Origin of the sequence: Streptomyces sp. SLBN-31 (assembly GCF_006715395.1) — a bacterium.
Taxonomy (GTDB): Bacteria; Actinomycetota; Actinomycetes; order Streptomycetales; family Streptomycetaceae; genus Streptomyces.
On record NZ_VFNC01000003.1, the window covers coordinates 234,933 to 255,319 of the forward strand.

18 protein-coding genes are annotated in these 20,387 nt (G+C 72.3%); 8 read left to right on the forward strand and 10 right to left on the reverse strand.

Annotated features, from left to right (window positions below):
- Window positions 1–119: 119 nt before the first annotated feature.
- From FBY22_RS38560 to FBY22_RS38570, 3 genes are read left to right on the forward strand one after another with little or no spacing between them, the layout of a single operon-like run.
- Entirely contained in the window at window positions 120–2,345 is a 2,226-nt protein-coding gene (locus FBY22_RS38560; RefSeq protein ID WP_142152845.1) for an acetate--CoA ligase family protein, read from the forward strand.
- Window positions 2,336–3,127 (forward strand): enoyl-CoA hydratase/isomerase family protein, encoded by a 792-nt coding sequence (locus tag FBY22_RS38565; protein WP_142152847.1) that lies wholly within the window; start codon window positions 2,336–2,338, stop codon window positions 3,125–3,127. The genes FBY22_RS38560 and FBY22_RS38565 overlap by 10 nt, the downstream gene beginning before the upstream one ends.
- Window positions 3,128–3,167: 40 nt before the next feature.
- The gene (locus FBY22_RS38570; protein ID WP_142152849.1) at window positions 3,168–3,761 is read left to right on the forward strand and encodes a flavin reductase family protein; all 594 of its coding nucleotides are present in this window, start codon (window positions 3,168–3,170) and stop codon (window positions 3,759–3,761) included.
- 261 nt (window positions 3,762–4,022) lie between these two features.
- On the opposite strand, the gene FBY22_RS38575 is transcribed toward FBY22_RS38570, so the two are convergent.
- Window positions 4,023–5,339 carry an MFS transporter gene (locus tag FBY22_RS38575; protein ID WP_399212663.1) on the reverse strand — a complete coding sequence of 439 codons (1,317 nt, stop codon included), beginning with the start codon at window positions 5,337–5,339 and terminating at the stop codon, window positions 4,023–4,025.
- A 71-nt stretch (window positions 5,340–5,410) separates the two neighbouring features.
- Between FBY22_RS38575 and FBY22_RS38580 the strand changes: the two genes are divergently transcribed.
- Complete coding sequence (locus tag FBY22_RS38580) at window positions 5,411–6,478, forward strand: GlxA family transcriptional regulator (protein ID WP_142152854.1); 1,068 nt, start codon at window positions 5,411–5,413, stop codon at window positions 6,476–6,478.
- A gap of 5 nt (window positions 6,479–6,483) precedes the next feature.
- Here the strand turns inward: FBY22_RS38580 and FBY22_RS38585 are convergent, their stop codons facing one another.
- The 3 genes from FBY22_RS38585 to FBY22_RS38595 all read right to left on the reverse strand — a co-directional run bounded on the left by FBY22_RS38585 (window position 6,484) and on the right by FBY22_RS38595 (window position 9,740).
- Window positions 6,484–7,533: a Zn-dependent alcohol dehydrogenase gene (locus tag FBY22_RS38585; protein ID WP_142152855.1), complete on the reverse strand. Its 1,050-nt coding sequence runs from the start codon at window positions 7,531–7,533 to the stop codon at window positions 6,484–6,486.
- A complete protein-coding gene (locus FBY22_RS38590; RefSeq protein WP_142152857.1) occupies window positions 7,533–8,681 on the reverse strand; it encodes an acyl-CoA dehydrogenase family protein in 1,149 nt (382 codons plus the stop codon). Before FBY22_RS38590 ends, FBY22_RS38585 begins: the two co-directional genes overlap by 1 nt.
- Before the next feature lie 150 nt (window positions 8,682–8,831).
- Window positions 8,832–9,740 (reverse strand): SDR family oxidoreductase, encoded by a 909-nt coding sequence (locus tag FBY22_RS38595; RefSeq protein WP_142152859.1) that lies wholly within the window; start codon window positions 9,738–9,740, stop codon window positions 8,832–8,834.
- Window positions 9,741–9,824: 84 nt separating this feature from the next.
- Between FBY22_RS38595 and FBY22_RS38600 the strand changes: the two genes are divergently transcribed.
- Window positions 9,825–10,751, forward strand: coding sequence for a cyclase family protein (locus FBY22_RS38600; protein WP_142152861.1), 927 nt, complete (start codon window positions 9,825–9,827; stop codon window positions 10,749–10,751).
- 430 nt (window positions 10,752–11,181) lie between these two features.
- On the opposite strand, the gene FBY22_RS38605 is transcribed toward FBY22_RS38600, so the two are convergent.
- The 4 genes from FBY22_RS38605 to FBY22_RS38620 form a co-directional block, all read right to left on the reverse strand.
- Window positions 11,182–11,640 (reverse strand): ATP-binding protein, encoded by a 459-nt coding sequence (locus FBY22_RS38605; RefSeq protein ID WP_142154574.1) that lies wholly within the window; start codon window positions 11,638–11,640, stop codon window positions 11,182–11,184.
- Between the two features lie 500 nt (window positions 11,641–12,140).
- Complete coding sequence (locus FBY22_RS38610) at window positions 12,141–13,070, reverse strand: acyl-CoA dehydrogenase (protein WP_260845357.1); 930 nt, start codon at window positions 13,068–13,070, stop codon at window positions 12,141–12,143.
- A gap of 3 nt (window positions 13,071–13,073) precedes the next feature.
- Window positions 13,074–14,207, reverse strand: coding sequence for an acyl-CoA dehydrogenase family protein (locus tag FBY22_RS38615; RefSeq protein ID WP_142152863.1), 1,134 nt, complete (start codon window positions 14,205–14,207; stop codon window positions 13,074–13,076).
- Window positions 14,207–15,403 carry an amidohydrolase family protein gene (locus tag FBY22_RS38620; RefSeq protein WP_142152865.1) on the reverse strand — a complete coding sequence of 399 codons (1,197 nt, stop codon included), beginning with the start codon at window positions 15,401–15,403 and terminating at the stop codon, window positions 14,207–14,209. The genes FBY22_RS38615 and FBY22_RS38620 overlap by 1 nt, the downstream gene beginning before the upstream one ends.
- A gap of 99 nt (window positions 15,404–15,502) precedes the next feature.
- Here FBY22_RS38620 and FBY22_RS38625 point away from each other — a divergent pair, with 99 nt between their 5' ends.
- Window positions 15,503–17,020, forward strand: a complete 1,518-nt coding sequence (locus FBY22_RS38625; RefSeq protein WP_142152867.1) for a class I adenylate-forming enzyme family protein — start codon at window positions 15,503–15,505, stop codon at window positions 17,018–17,020.
- On the opposite strand, the gene FBY22_RS38630 is transcribed toward FBY22_RS38625, so the two are convergent.
- A complete protein-coding gene (locus FBY22_RS38630) occupies window positions 17,004–17,516 on the reverse strand; it encodes an EF-hand domain-containing protein (protein ID WP_142154578.1) in 513 nt (170 codons plus the stop codon). The genes FBY22_RS38625 and FBY22_RS38630 overlap by 17 nt on opposite strands.
- A gap of 157 nt (window positions 17,517–17,673) precedes the next feature.
- Entirely contained in the window at window positions 17,674–18,054 is a 381-nt protein-coding gene (locus tag FBY22_RS38635; RefSeq protein WP_142152869.1) for an STAS domain-containing protein, read from the reverse strand.
- Window positions 18,055–18,398: 344 nt separating this feature from the next.
- On the opposite strand from FBY22_RS38635, the gene FBY22_RS38640 reads away from it, so the two are divergent.
- Window positions 18,399–18,977 carry a sigma-70 family RNA polymerase sigma factor gene (locus FBY22_RS38640; protein WP_142152871.1) on the forward strand — a complete coding sequence of 193 codons (579 nt, stop codon included), beginning with the start codon at window positions 18,399–18,401 and terminating at the stop codon, window positions 18,975–18,977.
- The gene (locus FBY22_RS38645; protein WP_142152873.1) at window positions 18,974–20,218 is read left to right on the forward strand and encodes a zf-HC2 domain-containing protein; all 1,245 of its coding nucleotides are present in this window, start codon (window positions 18,974–18,976) and stop codon (window positions 20,216–20,218) included. Before FBY22_RS38640 ends, FBY22_RS38645 begins: the two co-directional genes overlap by 4 nt.
- Window positions 20,219–20,387 lie beyond the last annotated feature (169 nt).

Genomic DNA, 20,387 nt, shown 5'->3' on the forward strand with positions numbered 1-20,387 from the left:
GGGTTGATCCGGTTGCGGCTTCACCAACTTTGCGTGCACAGCGGTTCCTGACACTGCGTCAGTTCACCTAATCTGACACTACGTCAGTTATTGGCTGTCACACAGGAGCGGGCGGACCGATGCTTGGATCAACCCACGGCACCCTCACCACCGACTCCCGCCGGGCCCGGGTCATCGCCTGCGGCGAGCAACCCGGACCCGCCGTCCACGGCCGGCCGGCCGACGTCGACGACCTCGACGTCAGCGGCCGCCCCCTCCATGCCGAGGTCCCCGATCTGGACCGGTTCTTCCGGCCCGAGTCCGTGGCCGTCGTCGGCGCCTCGGACGCCGAGGGGCGGCCCAACACCGGCATCACCCGGCAGCTGGTCGCCTGGGCCGAGCGGGTCGGGGCGCGACTGCACCCCGTCCACCCCAGCCGGCCGTCCGTCTTCGGCATCCCCTGCTCCCCGTCCGTCGCCGACCTGCCCGAACAGGTCGACCTGGCCGTCCTGCTGGTCGCCGACCCCCTGCCGGTGCTCGACGAACTGGCCGAGGCCAAGGCGAAGTTCGCGGTCGTCTTCGCCTCCGGGTTCGCCGAGACCGGCGCGGCGGGCGCGGCCGCGCAGGAGCGTCTCGCCGCCACCGTGGCCCGCTCCGGCATGCGCCTGCTGGGCCCCAACACCAACCTCAACGCCTTCGAACGGTTCCGCGACGACCTCGACGGTCCGGCCATCGCCCTGATCACCCAGTCCGGCCACCAGGGCCGCCCGGTCTTCGCCCTCCAGGAGCTCGGCATCCGCCTCTCCCACTGGGCGCCCACCGGCAACGAGGCGGACCTGGAGACGGCCGACTTCCTCTCCTACTTCGCCGAGCGGCCCGAGGTCGGCGCCATCGCCTGCTACATCGAGGGCCTCAAGGACGGCCGGTCCTTCCTGCTCGCCGCCGACCGGGCCGCCCGCCGCAAGGTGCCGGTCGTCGCCGTGAAGGTGGGGCGCACCGAGACCGGCGCGCGCACGGCCGCCTCCCACACCGGAAAGCTGACCGGCGCGGACACCGTGGTGGACGCGGCGCTGCGGCAGTTCGGCGTGATCCGGGTGGACGGCCTCGACGAACTCCAGGACACCGCCGCCTTGCTGGCCCGCGCCAGGCCGCCGGTGGCCGACGGGGTCGTCGTCTACTCCATCTCGGGCGGCACGGGCGCCCACTTCGCCGACCTCGCCACCGAGGCGGGGCTGCGGCTGCCGGTGCTGTCCGAGGCGAAGCAGGCCGAGCTGCACCAGTGGATACCCGAGTACCTGAGCGTTGCCAACCCCGTGGACAACGGCGGCCATCCGGTCGGCGACGAACGCGGCCGGAAGATCATCGACGCGATCCTCGACGACCCGGCGGTGGGCGTGCTCATCTGCCCGATCACCGGCCCGTTCCCGCCCCTGAGCGACCGGCTCGTCAAGGACCTGGTGGACGCGGCGGAGCGGACGGACAAGCTGGTCTGCGTGGTGTGGGGTTCACCGGTCGGCACCGAGCCCGCCTACCGGGAGGTGCTGCTCGGCTCCTCCCGGGTGGCCACCTTCCGCACCGCGGCGAACTGCGTCACCGCCGTCCGCGCCCACCTCGACCACCACCGCTTCACCGCCCGCTACCGCTCCCCCTTCGACGAGGCCCCGCGCACCCCCTCGCCGTCCTTCCGCAAGGCGCAGGCGCTGATGCGCCCGGGTCAGCAGCTGAGCGAGCACGCCGCCAAGCAACTGCTGCGGGCGTACGGGATCCGGGTGCCGCGCGAGCAGCTGGTGACCAGCGCTGCGGCCGCCGTACGCGCGGCCGGCCTGGTGGGCTACCCGGTGGTGATGAAGGCCTCCGGAGCGCAGATCGCGCACAAGACCGAGCTGGGGCTGGTGAAGGTCGGGCTCACCTCCGCGAGCCAGGTCCGGGACGCCTACCGGGAGTTGACCGACATCGCCCGCCACGAGGGCATCGCGCTCGACGGCGTGCTGGTCTGCCAGATGGTCGAGAAGGGCGTGGAGATGGTCGTCGGCGTCACCCACGACGAGCTCTTCGGGCCGACCGTGACCGTGGGCCTCGGCGGGGTGCTGGTCGAGGTGCTGCACGACGTGGCCGTACGTGTGCCGCCCTTCGGGGAGGAGCAGGCCCGGGACATGCTCGGCGACCTGCGCGGGCGGGCCCTGCTCGACGGGGTGCGGGGGCGTCCGCCGGCCGACCTGGACGCGCTCGTCGAGGTCGTCCTGCGGGTGCAGCGCATGGCGCTGGAGCTCGGGGACGAACTCGCGGAGCTCGACATCAACCCCCTGATGGTGCTGCCCAGGGGACAGGGCGCGGTGGCGCTGGACGCGCTGGCGGTGTGCCGGTGACCGGGGTGCTGCACACCCTCGACGCCGGGGTCGCCCACCTCACCCTGAACCGGCCCGAGGCCCTCAACGCGCTCACTCCCGACCAACGCGACCTGCTCATCGACCTGTTGGCGGACGCCTCGGCCGACCCGGAGGTGCGGGCCGTCGTCGTCACCGGGACCGGCCGCGGGTTCTGCGCGGGAGCCGACCTGCGGGGCGGGACGGCGGGCGGGGAGCGGGTCGCCGGCGATGTGGCGCGCGTGATCCGCACCGGCGCGCAGCGCCTGATCGCCGCCGTCCTGGACTGCGAGAAGCCGGTGATCGCGGCGGTGAACGGCACGGCGGCGGGCCTCGGCGCGCATCTCGCCCTCGCCTGCGATCTCGTACTGGCCGCCGAGTCGGCGAAGTTCATCGAGGTGTTCGTGCGCCGCGGGCTCGTGCCGGACGGCGGGGGCGCCTATCTCCTCCCCCGTCTGATCGGCCCGCATCGCGCGAAGGAACTGATGTTCTTCGGCGACGCGCTCCCGGCCGCCGACGCCCAGCGCATCGGCCTGGTCAACCGGGTCGTACCCGACGCCGAGTTGGACAAGACGGCCCGTGACTGGGCGGCCCGCCTCGCCGTCGGCCCCACCCGGGCCCTCGCCCTGACCAAGCAGCTCGTCAACGCCTCCCTCGACGGCGACCGGGCGGCCGCCTTCGCCGCCGAGGCCGCCGCCCAGGAGATCAACATGACGACGGCGGACGCCCAGGAGGGCGTGCGGAGCTTCGTGGAGCGCAGAAGCCCGGAGTACCGGGGCCGCTGACCTTCCCATCTGACGAACCGTCAGCTTCAATGGAGGGGTGATGGGACACGCAGGAGCGGCCGCGGCCGCCGTCCGGTACCTGAGGTCGGGAACCCCGGCCCCCGTGGAGGCGCTGCCGCGCCCTGAGCTGCGCTGCGTCGGCGAGGACGAGCGGGCGCCGGTCGATCCGGCCGAGTTCCGCCGCGTCCTCGGCAGCTTCGCGACGGGCGTCACCATCGTCACCGCGCCCGCCGGACCCGGCGAGGACACCCCCGCCGGCTTCGCCTGCCAGTCCTTCTCCTCCCTCTCCCTCGAGCCGCCCCTGATCGCCTTCATGGTCGGCCGTACGTCGACGACCTGGCCGCGCATCGCCCGCGCGGGCGTCTTCTGCGTCAACGTCCTGAGCGCCGGGCAGGGCGAGTTGTGCCGGAGCTTCGCGGTGAGCGGCGCGGACAAGTTCTCGGGGGTCGCGTACGACGCGGCCCCGGCCTCCGGCTCTCCGCGCCTGGCCGGTGCGCTCGCCTGGATCGACTGCACGGTCCACGCGGTGCACACCGGAGGTGACCACCTCATCGTGGTGGGGCGGGTGGAGGCGCTGGGCACGGACGCAGCGGAGGCGGAGCCCCTGCTCTTCCACAGGGGCCGCTTCCGCTAGGGCCGTCGTTTGGATCGGCTCGGCGTCGCGGGCCCTGGTGCGCCCTCCCCCAGAGGGGGCACCCCCAGCCGCGTTGTCGTCACTCGCCGACTCCCTCACTCTCGGCTTCGCTCGAGTGGGGGGACCCCCCATCGCGTCGACTCCCTCCTCCGCCTTGCAGCTGCACGCTCCCCCACGATCCCGCTCGGCTCGGCCGCAACGCGCCGTCCCCTGCAGCCGACCTGATCCAAACGACAGACCATAGGCCTTGGGCCGCTTCCGCTAGGCCGTCGCGCCGGTCGGCGCGGTGACCGGCAGTGGCCTGCGGCGGATCACCAGCGCCATCAGTGCCGCCGCCGCGCACAGCGCGCCCGACGCGTACCAGACCATGTCGTACGAGCCGAACACGTCACGCGCCACACCGCCGAGGACGGCGATCAGCGCCGCGCCGACCTGGTGGGAGGCGAGGACCCAGCCGAAGACGATCGCACTGTCGTCGCCGTACTGCTCCCGGCACAGCGCCACGGTCGGCGGGACGGTGGCGACCCAGTCCAGGCCGTAGAAGATGATGAAGAACAGCATCGGCGGATGGACGCTCGGCGCCAGCAGCATCGGCAGGAACAGCAGGGAGACGCCGCGCAGGGCGTAGTAGACGGCGAGCAGCCGGCGCGGTTCGAAGCGGTCGGTGAACCAGCCGGAGGCGATCGTGCCGACCACGTCGAAGACGCCGATCACCGCGAGCAGCGAGGCCGCCGCCTGGACGGGCATGCCGTGGTCGTGGGCCGCGGGCACGAAGTGGGTCTGGACCAGGCCGTTGGTGGAGGCGCCGCAGATCGCGAAGGTGCCGGCCAGCAGCCAGAAGGTCCCGGTGCGGGAGGCCTTCACCAGGACCGTGACCGCGCGACGGGCGGCTCCGACCGCGGGCTCGGGCTTCGGTACGAACTCCACGGCGCCGTACGGCTTCAGACCCACGTCCGCCGGGTGGTCGCGCAGCAGCAGCCAGACGAAGGGGACGACGGCGAGCGCGGCCAGGGCCACCGTGACGGCCGCCGGACGCCAGTCGTGCTTCTCCACGATCCAGGACAGCAGCGGGAGGAAGATCAGCTGGCCGGAGGCGGAGGCGGCGGTGAGGATGCCCGTGACCAGACCCCGGCGCTCGGTGAACCAGCGGTTGGTGACCGTCGCCGCGAAGGCGAGGGCCATCGAGCCGGAGCCGAGACCGACCAGCAGGCCCCAGCAGAGCATCAGCTGCCAGGCCGCCGTCATCCACACCGTCAGGCCGGAGCCGAGCGCGATCACGGTCAGGGCCACGGCGACGACCTTGCGGATGCCGAAGCGGTCCATGAGCGCCGCCGCGAACGGGGCGGTCAGGCCGTACAGCGCGAGGTTGACGGAGACCGCGGCGCCGATCGTGCCGCGCGACCAGCCGAAGTCCTGGTGCAGCGGGTCGATGAGCAGTCCGGGGAGCGAGCGGAAGGCGGCGGCGCCAATGATCGTCACGAAGGTGACGGCGGCGACGAACCAGGCGCGGTGGACGCGACGGGATCCGCGGGGCTCGCCGGCCGCCTCGACGACTGCGGGTTCGGTTGTCTGGGTCACGCCATAGAGCATCCGGTCCGCGGTTCCGCGCGACCACTGGCCCGAAGGACAGCATTCGTTAGGATCTGGCCATGGACACGGCCACGAGCAGCCTCTGGAAAGAGCCCGTCGAGCCCGAGTTCCGCCCGCACCGTGTGGTGGTCCTCGCCATGGACGGGCTGATCCCCTTCGAGCTGGGCATCCCGCACCGCATCTTCGGGCGCCCCCGGGACGCCCAGGGGCGCCACCTGTACAAGGTTCTGACCTGCTCGGTCCGGCCGCCCGGCCCGGTGCGCACCGACGCCGACTTCGCGATCGCGGTCGAGCACGGCCCGGAGCTGCTGGCCACCGCCGACACGGTGATCGTCCCGGCGTCGTACGAACTCGGTCCGGTCTTCGAGGAGGGCGTCCTGACCGACGAGCTGGCCGCCGCCCTCGCCCACATCCGCCCCGGCACCCGGCTCGCCTCCATCTGCACCGGCGTCTTCGTGCTGGCCGCCGCCGGCTATCTCGACGGCCGGCCCGCGACCACGCACTGGGCGGAGACCGACCAGTTGCAGCGCCTCTTCCCGCAGGTCGACGTCGACCCGAACGTCCTGTTCATCGACGACGGCGACGTCCTGACCTCGGCCGGGGTCGCGGCCGGCATCGACCTGTGCCTGCACATGGTGCGCCGCGACCACGGCACGGCCGTCGCCAACGAGGTGGCCCGCCGCACCGTCGTACCGCCGCACCGCGACGGCGGCCAGGCGCAGTACATCCAGCGGCCGGTCCCCGAGCCCCGGCTCGCGACCACGCGAGGGGCCCGCGCCTGGGCCCTGGGCCGCCTCCACGAGCCGATCCAGCTCCGCGACATGGCCGCGCAGGAGTCCATGTCGGTACGGACCTTCACGCGCCGCTTCCGCGAGGAGGTCGGCGTCAGCCCCGGCCAGTGGCTCACCCAGCAGCGCGTGGAACGGGCCCGCCAGCTCCTGGAGACCACCGGCCTCTCCATGGACCGGATCGCCCACGACGCCGGCTTCGGCACGGCCCAGTCGATGCGCCAGCACCTGCAGACGGCGCTCGGAGTCACCCCGACCGCCTACCGCCGCACCTTCCGCGCCACCAGCACGGGAGGCGACCACGAGCCCGAGTCCGCCGTCGCCCTGGAATCGGCCTGACGAGGTCAGAAGGTCAGTACCGCCCTGGCCACCCGGCCCGCCTCGGCGTCGCCCACCGCCTTCTCGAAGTCCTCCAGCGGATAGGTGGCGGTCACCAGCTCGTCCAGCATCAGACGGCCCTGCCGGTAGAGCTCGGCGTACAGCGGGATGTCGCGCTGCGGCCGGGAGGAGCCGTACCGGCAGCCGAGGATCGACTTGTCCAGGAACATCGAGGAGACGAGGAAGGACGCCTCCGCCTTCGCGGGCGCCGTGCCGAGCAGGACGGCCTGGCCGTGGCGGTCCAGGAGGTCGACGGCCTGCCGGACCAGTTCGACTCGTCCGACGCACTCGAAGGCGTGGTCGACGCCGTGGGGCAGCACCTCTCGTACCCCGTGCGTGGAGGTCAGGAAGTCGGTCGCGCCGAACTGCCGCGCCACGGCCTCCTTGGCGGGGTTCGCGTCGACCGCGACGATCCGCGACGCCCCCGCGATCCGCGCGCCCTGCAGGACGTTCAGCCCGATGCCGCCGGTACCGATGACAAGGACGGACTCCCCGCGGTCCACGCGCGCCCGGTTGAGTACGGCGCCCACCCCGGTCAGCACCCCGCAGCCGATGAGCGCGGCGGACGGCATCGGGATGTCCTTCGGAATGCGCACCGCCTGCACGGCCTTCACCACCGTGGACTCGGCGAAGGCGGAGTTGGAGGCGAACTGGTACACCGCCTTCCCGCCCCGCGCGAAGGGCTTCCCCGGCCGCCCGATCGCCTTCCGGCACATCGTCGGCCGCCCCCGGTCGCAGTCCGCGCACGTGCCGCAGTTGGCGAGCGTGGACAGCGCCACGTGGTCCCCGGCCGCGACATGGGTGACCCCGGCGCCGACGGCCTCCACCACCCCCGCCCCCTCGTGCCCCAGCACCACCGGGACGGGGAAGGGGATGGTCCCGTCCACCACCGAGAGGTCGCTGTGGCACAGCCCGGCCGCCGACAGCGCCACCCGCACCTCGCCCGGTCCCGGGTCCCGCACCTCGAGGTCGTCCACGACCTCGACCCGCTTCCCGTCGAACACCACTGCGCGCATCAGACGACCCCCTTGGGCTCCCTCGGCAGGCCGAGCACGCGCTCGGCGATGATCGTGCGCTGGACCTGGTCGGAGCCGCCGTAGATGGTGTCGGCCCGGGAGAACAGGAACAGCTGCTGGTCGCGGTCGATCTCGTACGGCGCCTCGGGCGCCCAGTCCCGCGGCCCGGCGGACGCCTCCGCCCCGCGCACCAGTACCGCCAACTCCCCCAGCCGCTGGTGCCAGTCGGCCCACAGCAGCTTGGACACGCTCGGCGCACCGGCGTCACCGGAGCCGCCCAGGGTGCGCAGGGCGTTCCAGCGCATGGCACGCAACTCGGCCCACTGCCGCACGAGCGCGGCCCGTACGACGGGGTCGTCGGCGGCGCCGGTGCGCACGGCCGTCCGCACCACCCGCGTCAACTCCTCGGCGAATCCGATCTGCTGGGCCAGCGTGGACACCCCCCGCTCGAAACCGAGCAGGCTCATCGCGACCCGCCAGCCCTGCCCCTCCGCGCCGACGACGTGCTCCGCACGCGCGTGCGCCCCGTCGAAGAAGACCTCGTTGAACTCGCTCGTGCCGGTCATCTGCCGGATCGGCCGCACCTCGATCCGCCCCGGCTGGTCCATCGGGACGAGCAGGAAGGTCAGCCCGTGGTGCCGGCGCGAGCCGGCCTCCGTGCGCGCCAGGACGAAACACCAGTCCGCCTCGTGCGCCAGCGACGTCCAGATCTTCTGCCCGGAGATCCGGTAGCCCTCGCCCTCACGCACGGCGGCGGTCCGCACCCCGGCCAGGTCGGACCCCGCGTCCGGCTCGCTGTACCCCTGACACCACAGCTCGTCCCCGGCGGCGATCGGCGGCAGGAACCGCGCCTTCTGCTCGTCGGTGCCGTGCGCGACGAGTGTGGGGGCGAGCAGGTTCTCCCCGATGTGCCCGGACCGGGGCGGCGCCCCCGACCGCGCGTACTCCTCGGCCCAGGCGACCTGCTGCGTGAGGGTGGCGGTCCGGTTCCCGTACCCGCCCTCACCCCACCCGAGCCCGATCCACCCGGCCTTCCCGAGCGTGCGCTCCCAGACCCGACGGTCCGGATCGGACCCGACATGCGCACGCAGCCAGCCCCGGGCCTCGCCCCGGAACACCTCGTCCTCGACACTGAATCCGAAGTCCACGGACGTCTCCTCACAGGAAGGGGAGGGTGCTCTTGTTGCCGTGGGGACTCGCCCCCCCAGGGGCGCGGGGCTGTGTCGATGTGCGGCTCCGCCGCGTGGGCGCGACAAGCCACGGACAACCCGCACCCGCCCACACACCGAACCCCCGAGCTACTGGGCGTTCGGCCGAGCCCCCTCCCGCGCCGCCCTCTCCATCGCCTCCAACTGCAACAGCATCGGCATCGGATCCACCCCCACCGACCCCGGCAGAAACTCCGCGAGCGTCTCCGGCGTCCACCCGCCGGAGGCGTAAGCCGCCCGCAACTCCCTCGGCTGCGCCCACACCGCCAGCTTCGGCCCGGCGATCGTGTACACCTGCCCGGTGATCTCCTTCGCGCGGTCCGACAGCAGATAGACCACGAGGGCCGCCACGTCCTCCGGCTCCCCGATCTCGGCGAGCTCCATGGGCACGTTGGCCGACATCCGGGTACGGGCGACCGGCGCGACCGCGTTGGCGGTCACCCCGTACTTGTGCAGGCCCAGCGCCGCGCTGCGGACGAGCGAGATGATCCCGCCCTTGGCGGCGCTGTAGTTGGCCTGCGACACCGAGCCCTGGTGGTTGCCGCTGGTGAACCCGATCAGCGTCCCCGCCCGCTGTGCGCGCATCACCGCGGATGCCGCCCGGAAGACCGTGAACGTGCCCTTCAGATGCGTGGCGAGGACCGGGTCCCACTCGTCCTCGGACATGTTGAACAGCATCCGCTCCCGCAGGATCCCGGCGACGCACACGACCCCGTCGAGCCGCCCGTACGAGGACAGCGCCAGGTCGACGATCCGCTGTCCGCCGGCCATCGTGGACACGTCGTCGGCGACGGCGACCGCTTCCCCGCCCGCGGCCTCGATCTCCTTGACCACGCCCTCGGCGACCTCACTCGTGGGCGACTCGCCCGCGACCGAGACGCCGTAGTCGTTGACGACCACCCGCGCCCCCTCGGCGGCGGCGGCCAGCGCGACGGCCCGCCCGATACCCCGTCCGGCCCCGGTCACGGCGATCACCTTGCCTGCCAAGAAGTTCCCCACGCCCGGCCCCTTCCCGCGGTTTCTGACGGACCGTTAGATTTTATGACCCGTCAGATACCTGAGGACAAGCCCCGGGGAGAGCCGATGTCATTTCCGGCCGAGTTCCACGAGATCGCCAAGCGCGTGAACAACTGGGGGCGTTGGGGAGCCGACGACGAGATCGGCACCCTCAACCTGATCACCGACGAGGTCGTCCGCGAGGCGGCCGCCACCGTCCGCTCCGGCCGCCGCGTCCCGCTCGCCCTGCCCCTGAGGCAGGACGGCGTGCAGAGCGGGCTGATCCCGGGACGCGTCAACCCGCTGCACGCCATGGTGCAGATCAACCAGGAGCTCTTCGGCCCGGGGACGGTGGCGTGCAGCGACGACGTAGTGACCATGGGCCTGCAGGCGGCCACCCACTGGGACGCCCTGACCCATGTCTCGCACTCGGGCAGGCTCTACAACGGCCGCCCGGCCACCACGATCACCTCGCACGCCGGCGCGGAGTTCGGCGGCATCGACAAGGCGCGGCACGTGGTCTCGCGCGGGGTTCTGCTGGACGTGGCCCGGGCGCTCGGCACGGACCGGCTCGACGGCTCGCACGCGGTCACGCCGGAGGACCTGGAGGCGGCCGAGGACCTCGCGGGGACGCGCGTGCGCGCCGGCGACGTCGTACTCGTTCGGACCGGGCAGATCCAGGTGTATCTCGCCGGGGACCGGGAGGGGTACGGCTATCCGTCGCCCGGGCTGTCCGTCCGGACCCCGGAGTGGTTCCACGCGCGCGACGTGGCCGCCGTCGCCGACGACACCCTGACGTTCGAGATCTTCCCACCCGAGATCGAGGACCTGTGGCTGCCGGTGCACGCGCTCGACCTGGTGGAGATGGGGATGCTGCAGGGCCAGAACTGGAATCTCGAAGAACTGTCCACAGCCTGTGGAGAGAGTGGCCGCTACGCGTTCCTGCTGTCGGCGATGCCGGAGCCCTTCGTCGGCGCGACGGGGACTCCGGTGGCCCCCGTGGCCGTGCTGTAGGAGAGCGCCGTCGGCGGTGAGCGTCGTCCGGCGGGAAGCGTCGTCTGGCGGCGCGACTTCCCCAGCCGCCCCGAGTACGGCATACGCGCCGCCATCCGACCCCGGCGTACCCGCCCCAGCCCTTCGGCCCTGAACCCTCAAGAGCTGACGCCGACTCACGACCCGCACTCGACGAGGACCTCCGTCACCGAAACCCTCGCCGTCCCCTCGCGGCGAATCGCTGACCCCCAGCGTGTTCATCCGGTCACGGCGCGTCAACAGGCATACGGAGATTTATGACTTACGCCCTATTTGCAACGACCGCGCACGGATGCACGGCCCCGGCGCACCGCACCGCGCGGAGCCTGGGACGGCGGGATTTCTGCCACCGTGCATCGGACGTGACGACAACCGGCCACAGGTTTTCGGACGCTGACGGCGTCTCGAACCGTCACACCGTCTCGAAAGCCAGCCCCTCGCAGACCGGGACACCACCCAGACAGCTGGCCGCGTCCCGCGGCCGGTCACAGCGGTCGAGTTCGCACCAGATGCGCTTGCCGGCCCCCTCGGGGCTCCAGCCCCAGCGGTCGGCGAGGCCGTCGACGAGGGCGAGCCCGCGCCCGCCGGTCGCGTCGCCGTCCGCGCACCGGGGCACCGGGGCCCGGTCGCTGGCATCGGCGACCTCGAGGCGGACGGTGGACGGCTCGGCCGCCTCCTCGGGCAGGCTCAGGCGCAGCACGGCCGGACAGCCGGTGTGCACCACGGCGTTGGTGACCAGTTCGGAGACGAGCAGGATCAGCGTCTCGGCGAGCGGCTCGTCGGCCGCTATTCCGGACACGGCGAGGCGCGAAAGGGTCCACCTCCGGGCTCGCCCCACCTCAGTGGGGTCGGGCCGGATCTCCAGCTGCACTTGAAGCACCTGCACCGCTCACACCATCCGAACCGGCGGACACATGACCTCATGCCGCGCGAGCCTTGCCAGAGTCACCGCGGCGGGGGCCACGATCGTAGCCATTTTCTGCATGACCAGAACAACAGCCGACACAGAGCCCAGGGCAGGGGTCACGGAACGTGAATCCCTTGCACGACAGCATGGTTGACGTACAGTCACCTCAACAAGCGCTTCGGGCATATTCCAGCGCGAAGGAGTACCCGTGCGGCATACTGTGCGACGCTCCCTGCGAGGAGTCGAACAGGCCGGATCAGGAGCCGCCCCGGGGGCGACACCGGTACGGATCGCGCCCGGAACCACTCGCATCCCACAGAAGGTACCGGAGCGGGTCGCCGACTCCAGGCCGTGACGGGTCACACGTAGGACACAACCCGGTATCAACGCTCCGTAATTCCGGGCGTGCCACGATCCGCGACATCCGAGAGGCCACCCGACGGAAAGCCGCAGGCCCGCCCTGTTCATGCCACGAGGTCGGCCGCGAGCAGCTCCTCACTCTCCGTGCCGCCGCCGCCACGTTCCGAGCGCACCCACGCCCGCTTCAGCAGCAGATGCACCTCGCACTCCCAGGTGAAGCCCATGCCGCCGTGCACCTGGAGGCAGTCGCGGGCACCGCGCACGGCGGCCTCGTCGGCCAGCAGCCGGGCCGCGGCGATGTCGGCCCGCTCGGCGGTCACGGCGGCCGCGTAGACCGCGGCGCGAGCCACCTCGACGCGCACCAGCATCTGCGCGCACAGGTGCTTGACCGCCTGGAAGGCCCCGATCGGCTGCCCGAACTGCTCACGCGCCCGGGCGTGTTGCACGGCCAGCTCGCACGCCCGCCCGGCGGTCCCGAGCTGCTCTGCCGCGGTGAGGAGTACGGCGACCGGATCGGTACGGGCCGGTGCGGGCACCCGGTGCAGCGGCGTGAGCGGATCCACCGACTTCATCGGTACGGCCCCCTCGGCCCCCGGCCGCACGACGTCCGCCTCCTGAAGCCACTCCACGAGCCTGCCGTCGGCGGCGGCCACGACGACCTCCCCCTCGGCCGCCCCCGGCACCTCCCCGGCGGCGAGATGCGTGGCGACGAGCGGCCCGGGCACCAGCGCCCTCCCGGCCTCCTCGAAAACCAGCACGGCCTCCGGCAACCCCAGTCCGGCCCCGCCATCGGCTTCGGGCAACCGCAGCGAAAAGAACCCGAGCTCTCCGAGCGTCCGCCACAGCTCCCGGTCCAGACGTGGCGGAGAAGCGCCGGGTTCGGCAGCGCCCCCAAGGGGCGCGGGGCTGTGTCCATCTGCGGCTCCGCCGCGGGGCGCGACCGGCCCCCACGAACCCGCACCCGCCGTACGACGCAAAGCCCCCCGCATGGCCCCGCGCAACGCCCCCTGCTCCGACGTCAGTTGAAACCGCACCGCTCACCTCCCCTTCGGCAGCCCGAGAATCCGCTCTCCCACGATGTTCCGCTGGATCTGCGAGGTCCCGGCCGCGATGGTGTACGACAGCGACGACAGCCGGTCGGGCATCCACGGCCGCTCCAGATCCAGCGAGTCCGGCCCCAGCACCTCCGCCGCCGCGTCGTACAGCTCCTGCCGGGCATGCGAGTACCGCAGCTTGAAGACCGAGCCCCCCACCCCCGGCACACCGCCGGAGGCCTCCGCCTCGCTCACGTTCCACTGCGTCAGCCGCCACAGCGCCCGGAACTCGGCGTTCAGCCGGCCGAGCCGCCGCCGGAGCGCGGCATCGTCCCAGCGCCCGTTCCGCCGTGCGGCGACCGCCAGTTCGCCCAGTACACGCCGGCAGGCGACCACCTCTCCGACGAACGCCGTGCCGCGCTCGAAGGAGAGCGTCACCATCGTCACGCGCCAGCCGTCGTTCTCGTCCCCGACCCGGTTGGCGACGGGCACCCGCACGTCGTCGAGGAACATCTCGGCGAACTCGGCCGACCCGGCGAGGGTCCGCAGCGGCCGTACGGTGATGCCGGGAGCGTCCATGGGCATGGCCAGCCAGCTGATGCCCTTGTGCTTGGGGGCCTCCGGGTCGGTCCGCACCAGCAGTTCGCACCAGTCGGCCACCTCGGCGTGGGAGGTCCAGATCTTGGACCCGCTGACCACGTAGTCGTCGCCGTCCCTGCGCGCACGGGTGCGCAGTGCCGCGAGGTCGGAGCCGGCGTCGGGTTCGCTGAAGCCCTGGCACCAGACCTCCTCGCCGCGCAGGACCGGCGGCAGCCAGCGCGCCCGCTGTTCCGGCGTGCCCTCGGCCGCGATGGTGGGCCCGGCGTGCAGCAGGCCCACGAAGTTGGCGCCGACATAGGGCGCGCCCGCCTTCTCGGTCTCCTCCAGGAAGATCAGCCGGACGCTCGGTGTGCCCTCCCAGTGGACGTCGGCGTACCCGGCGTCGTACAGCATCCGCTGCCAGCCGAGGTCGTAGGCCCGGCGCCCGGGCCAGTCGTCGGGGGACGGCTTCGGCGGCAGCGTCGGCAGTACCTTGCCGAGCCATTCGCGCAACCGCGCCCGGAACTCCTCCTCTTCCGGGGTGTACGACAGGTCCACTAGCGGTCCAGGTCGAGATCGAGCATGCGGATCGCGTTGCCCCGCATCAGCTTGTAGACCGTCTCGTCGTCGAGTCCCTTCACGTGGTCGAGGGCGATCTCCTTGGTGTGCGGGAAGGTCGAGTCGACGTGCGGATAGTCGGTCTCGAAGGTGGCGTTGTCCCGGCCGACCGCGTCCAGGGACGCCACTCCGTGCTTGTCGCGGAAGAAGCAGCAGAACATCTGCCGGTAGTAGTACGTGGACGGCGGCTCCGGGACCAGGTCGCGCACACCGCCCCAGGCGCGGTGCTCCTCCCAGACGTCGTCGGCGCGTTCCAGGGCGTACGGGATCCAGCCCATCTGCCCTTCGGAGTAGGCGAGTTTGAGGCGGGGGAAGCGCACCAGCACGCCGCTGAAGAGGAAGTCCATCATCGAGGCCATGGCGTTGTTGAAGCTGAGGGAGGCCTGGACCGCCGGCGGGGCGTCCGGGGACGCGGCCGGCATCTGGGACGAGGACCCGATGTGCATGTTGACGACCGTGCCGGTCTCCTGGCACACGGCGAAGAACGGATCCCAGTGGCCGGAGTGGATGGACGGCAGGCCGAGGTAGGTGGGGATCTCGGAGAACGTCACCGCCTTCACCCCGCGCGCGGCGTTGCGCCGGATCTCCGCGACCGCGAGCTCCACGTCCCACAGCGGGATCAGGCACAGCGGGATGAGCCGTCCGCCGCTGTCCCCGCACCACTCCTCGACCATCCAGTCGTTGTAGGCGCGCACACAGGCCAGCGCGACCTCCTTGTCGTGCGCCTCGGCGAAGGTCTGCCCGCAGAAGCGGGGAAAGGAGGGGAAGCACAGGGAGGCCTCGACGTGGTTGAGGTCCATGTCCTGAAGGCGGGCCTTCGGGTCCCAGCAGCCGCGCCGCATCTCCTGCCGGGTGATGCCCTCCAGGGTCATCTCGTCACGGTCGAAGCCGACGGCGGCGATGTTGCGTTTGTACGGGAACTTCAGGTCCTCGTAGATCCACCAGTCGGTCGGCGGGCCGTCCGGGTCCATCGTGATCTGGTACTTGCCGCCGACGTAGGCGAGTTCGCCGATGCCGGCGGTCAGGGCCTGGGGGCCGCGGTCGCGGTACTTCTCCGGCAGCCAGGTGTCGAAGAGGTGCGCGGGCTCGATCACGTGGTCGTCGACGCTGATGATGCGGGGCAGTTCGGTGTCCATGGTCCCCTCCGCCGGACGGTGTTTCCCTGACGGGCGCTATCTGATGGGTCGTCAGATAGCATGTCACCTGACGAGTCGTCAGCCAAGCAGGGGGCACCCGTGAACGAGACCCCGCACTCCCTGAGCTCCGCCCGGACCCTGTGGGACCTGGTCGTCCGCCGCGCCGGCCGCACCCCCGACCGCCCGGTCCTCCTCCAGGACGACCGCTGCCTGACCTTCGGGGAACTGCGCACGGGTGCCGAGCGCGTGGCGGCCGGCCTGTACGACATGGGCGTGCGCCCCGGCACGGTGGTCGCCTGGCAGCTGCCCACCCGCATCGAGACGGCCCTGCTCTCCTTCGCGCTGGCCCGCCTGGGCGCCGTACAGACGCCGGTCATCCCCTTCTACCGGGACCGCGAGGTCGGCTTCGCGCTGCGGGAGTCGAAGGCGGAGTTCTTCGCCGTGCCGGGGACCTGGCGGGGCTTCGACCACGCCGAGATGGCACGGCGGCTGGGCGCGAAGGGCGTCTTCGAGGCGTACGACGGCCTCCCGGAGGGCGACCCGGCCGTGCTGCCCCCGCCGCCCGCCGAGGGCACCTCGGTCCGCTGGATCTACTGGACCTCGGGGACGACGTCGGACCCCAAGGGCGTGCTGCACACGGACCGTTCGCTCATCGCCGGCGGCTCCTGCCTCGCCCACGCGCTGCGCCTTTCGGCCGACGACGTGGGCTCGATGGCCTTCCCCTACGCGCACATAGCGGGGCCCGACTACACGGTGATGCTGCTGCTGTACGGCTTCCCCGCGGTGATGTTCGAGCAGTTCGCGCTGCCGGACGCGCTGGAGCAGTACCGCAGGCACAAAGTGACGGTGGCCGGCGGGTCCACGGCGTTCTACTCGATGTTCCTCGCCGAGCAGCGCAAGCAGCCGGACACCAGGGTCATCCCCTCGCTACGGCTGCTCGCGGGCGGCGGCGCCCCGAAGCCGCCGGAGGTGTACCACGCCGTCGTACGGGAGATGGGCGTGCAGCTCACCCACGGGTACGGCATGACCGAGGTGCCGATGATCACCATGGGCGACCCGGAGGACAGCGTGGAGAACCTGGCGACGACCGAGGGACGGCCGCCGCAGGGCATGGAGATACGGATCGTCGACGGCGAGGTGCGGCTGCGCGGGGAGGCCGTCTGCCAGGGCTATCTGGATCCGGCGCAGACCGCCGAGGCCTTCGACGACGAGGGATTCCTGCGCACCGGGGACCTGGGGTTCGTGACGGACAGCGGCCACCTGGTGCTCACCGGCCGGCTCAAGGACGTCATCATCCGCAAGGGCGAGAACATCTCGGCCAAGGAGATCGAGGACCTGCTGGCCGCCCACCCGGCCGTCGGGGACGTCGCGGTGATCGGGCTGCCGGACGCCGAGCGCGGGGAACGGGTCTGCGCTGTGGTCGAACAGCCGCCGGGCGCACAGGAGTTGACGCTGGAGGCGGTGACGTCGTACCTGCGCGCGGAAGGGCTGTCGGTGCACAAGCTGCCGGAACAGCTGGAGGTCGTGGACGCCCTTCCGCGCAACGACACGCTGCGCAAGGTGCTCAAGTACAAACTGCGCGAGCGCTACACGGACGGCACTACTCGGGAACGGTGAAGTAGCGGGCGAACGCGGCCACGATCTCCGCCTCCCCGACCCTGCCGTCGCCGTCGGTGTCGAGCGTGGCGGCGGCCGCCCGGGCGACCTCCTCGGCCGCCCCCAGAACGCGCAGCACGCGCACGGTGTCCGCGACGGTGGCCGCCCGGTCGCCGTCGGAGTCGGCGAGGTCGAGGGCCGCGTGCAGGAAGGGGCGGGCGATCTCGGCGAACCGGTCGGGGTTGTCGCGCAGGCGCTTGACCGCGCCCGTGACGAACTCCTCGCGGGTGATGCGCTGGTCGCCGTCCCGGTCCGCGATCCCGGCCATGCCCTGCCAGAAGGCCTCGGCGCCCGCGTACAGGGCCTGCCCCTTGTCGGAGCGGGCCGCGACACCGAACTCGGTGAGCAGCGCCTTGGCCGCCACGTTGAAGTCCTCGCGGTCGATGTAGCCGTTGCCGTCCTGGTCGAAGGTGGCGAACCGGGCGGCGATCCTGCGCTCGTACTCGCTGCTGACCATCTTCTCGAGCCGCCTCACGTCACGTCGGGGTGTTCCTGGACCGGAGCGTACGACGCGTCGGCGCGTCCGGGCGCCCGAAAGCGACGCTTGTGCCAAGACCGGGGGAATTCTGGGACGACCGTGTGGCGAAAGGGTCGGGCAGCCCCTATGGGCGTCGCTAAGCCGACAGTGGTCCGGCCTCCTCGGCGACGGCCTCGTCCAGGTCGGCGTACACGTCGAACAGTCTGCGCACGCCGAGGGCGCCGAGGACCCGGTTGACGTGCGAACCTTCGACCGCGCCCCGCGCGGGGAGGATCAGCCGCAGGCTGCCCTGGCAGGAGCGGATCAGCCGGCGGGCGGCTATGAGCACGCCGACGCCGCTGGAGTCGCAGAAGAAGACCTCCGAGAGGTCGAGGACGAGACTGTGGCGGCCGTCGGCCACCGCGTCGTGCACCCGCTGACGCAGCGCTGGAGACGTCACCAGGTCCAGCTCGCCCGACACACTGAGCACGGTCCATTCGCCCTGCTCGACGCCGGTCACATAGAACGCCACCACCAGGCCCTTCGTTCGCCGGAACCCCCGCCAAAACGGAAGCCATTCCTACGCTTCCTCGCAGCGTGGCTGCCCAGCGGCCGTTCCCTGAAACTCCTCAGGAGAAACGGAAACCGATCGAAAGAGGCTTGTTTTTGTCTGCTTCGATCCTGTTCGATCAGGTCAGGACAGATCTGATCGGATGATGGTGAGGGGTGGACGAAGGTCCACTATCACCTGGCGGTTCCATGGGGGCGCGCATTGCCACAAAGGGGCGTGCGCTGTCAGAGGTGCCGACTACATTCGAGGAGACGGTGGACGCAGGCTGGACGAGAGCGCGGGCAGGCCGACGGACAGGGTGAGGGGACCGCATGGCGAAGAAGGACGCACCGCCTCGCTGGGACCGCAAGATGCAGCAGCGACTGGCACGCGGTGAGGCGGCCGCCCTCGGCGAGCTCTACGACCGTTTCGCCTCGCTCGTGCACGGCCTGGCCCACCGCGTCCTCGGCGACGAGCGGGCCGCCGACCACATCACCAGGGACGTCTTCGCCCATGTCTGGGAGCACCCCGAGACCTACGACCCCAAGCAGGGCCCGCTGCGCTCCTGGGTCGCCACGCTGACCCACCGCCTCGCCGTGCAGCGGCTGCGCGCCACCGAGACCGCCGCGCTCGCCCGGGGCGGCGGCTCCGCCGAGGAACTGGAGCGCAAGGTCCGCCGCGCCTCGGTCGCCGCCCGCGCCGACTACATCGTCACCTCCATGCCCTCCCCGCTGCGCGCCGCGCTCGACCTGGCCTACTTCCAGCGCCGTGACTACCGCCAGACCGCCGCCGACCTCGGCGTCACCGAGGACGAGGCGCGCCGCCGCCTCCGCCTCGGCCTCCAGTTGCTGTCCACCGCCCACGACGCCGGCGCCCCCGGGGCACCCCCCGGACACGGGGGTGCGGTGTGAGCGGCTTCGAGGCGTTCGACGAACGGCACGAGCCCGAGAACCCGCTGCGCATACCCACGCCCCGGGCCTCCGTCGAGGACGGCGACCGGCCGCTGCCCACTCCGCAGGAGCCGGCGCAGGTGCCGCTGGTCCTGGAGCACCAGGTCCTGAAGTCCCTGCTCGGGGCGTGGGCCCTGGCCGCCTGCTCGGCGGAGGAGGCGGCCGCCGTCGAGGAGCACCTGGGCGGCTGCGGCCCCTGCGCGGAGGAGGCGCTGCGGCTGCGCGACGCGGTGGGCCTGCTGCACCCGCCGGAGAGCCTCGACCTGGACCCGGCCCTGCGCACCCGCGTCCTGCAGGGCTGCCTCGACCGGCGCCCGCCGCGCATCCCGGTGCCGGACTGGGCGGCCCCGTACGACGCGGAGACGGCCCGGCTCGACGCCCTGCTGCAGGACATAGGCGACGCCGAGTGGCACGCGCCCGTGCGGCTGCGCTGGTTCGACGGCGCGGGTCCGACCAGCCGCCGTACGACCGTCGCCGGTGTCATCGCCCACCTGCTGTGCGTCGACGGCCTGGTCGCGGTCGCGCTCGGCCTCGACGACCCGCTGGGCGACGGCACCGCGGACGGCTCCGGCCCGGCGTCCCGCACCGAGGCGCTCTGGCGCACCGCCCCGTCCCCGCCCACGCGCGCGGTCCGGGGGCCCTGGCGCGAGCAGAGCCACGACCTGGTGCGCACGGTGTCCTTCACCGGCGGCTCCGGTTCGGGCCGGCCGGCCGTCTCCTACGGCGACTTCACGCTGCCCCTGCACGACGCGATGCTGGACCGGGCCTTCGAGTGCTGGGTGCACGCGGAGGACATCGCCGAGGCCGTCGACTATCCGTACGAGCCGCCCGCGCCCCGGCATCTGAACCGCATGATCGATCTGGCCGCGCGCATGCTGCCCGCCGTGCTGGCGGGGCGGCGGCAGGAGGGTCTCGCGTCGCCCGCCCGCGGACGGCACCTCGGGGTGGCCGGCGGCCCCGGACGGAGCCTGCGGCTGGAGATCGAGGGCCTCGGCGGGGGTGAGTGGCTGATCCCGCTGGACTCACCGGCGGCACAGGCGTCGCCCGAGCACGAGGTGGCCCACGTCGCCCTTGACGGCGTGGAGTTCTGCCGCCTGGCAGCCGGCCACGTGCCGCCGGAGGAGGCGGCCGCGGGGCAGGTGGGGGACCGCGACGCAATCAGAGACGTACTGTTCGCGGCGGCGACACTGAGCAGGATGTAGGACGGGGTTCCGGCCCTCCGGCGGGTGCGGGTCGGTGGGGGCTGGTCGCGCAGTTCCCCGCGCCCCTGAGTGGGTCCACTACAGGCCTCTTCGCCAGCACCCGTCCCGCTGAACCGCGTCCGCCCCAAGGCCTTTAGGGGCGCGAGGAACTGCGCGACCAGCCCCCACT

What these genes read in the sequence shown, in the direction of transcription:
- FBY22_RS38560 (WP_142152845.1), top strand. Translation starts at nt 120, where the DNA reads ATGCTTGGATCAACCCACGGCACCCTCACCACCGACTCCCGCCGGGCC.
- FBY22_RS38570 (WP_142152849.1), top strand. Translation starts at nt 3,168, where the DNA reads ATGGGACACGCAGGAGCGGCCGCGGCCGCCGTCCGGTACCTGAGGTCG.
- FBY22_RS38580 (WP_142152854.1), top strand. Translation starts at nt 5,411, where the DNA reads ATGGACACGGCCACGAGCAGCCTCTGGAAAGAGCCCGTCGAGCCCGAG.
- FBY22_RS38585 (WP_142152855.1), bottom strand. Translation starts at nt 7,533, where the DNA reads ATGCGCGCAGTGGTGTTCGACGGGAAGCGGGTCGAGGTCGTGGACGAC.
- FBY22_RS38600 (WP_142152861.1), top strand. Translation starts at nt 9,825, where the DNA reads ATGTCATTTCCGGCCGAGTTCCACGAGATCGCCAAGCGCGTGAACAAC.
- FBY22_RS38620 (WP_142152865.1), bottom strand. Translation starts at nt 15,403, where the DNA reads ATGGACACCGAACTGCCCCGCATCATCAGCGTCGACGACCACGTGATC.
- FBY22_RS38630 (WP_142154578.1), bottom strand. Translation starts at nt 17,516, where the DNA reads ATGGTCAGCAGCGAGTACGAGCGCAGGATCGCCGCCCGGTTCGCCACC.
- FBY22_RS38640 (WP_142152871.1), top strand. Translation starts at nt 18,399, where the DNA reads ATGGCGAAGAAGGACGCACCGCCTCGCTGGGACCGCAAGATGCAGCAG.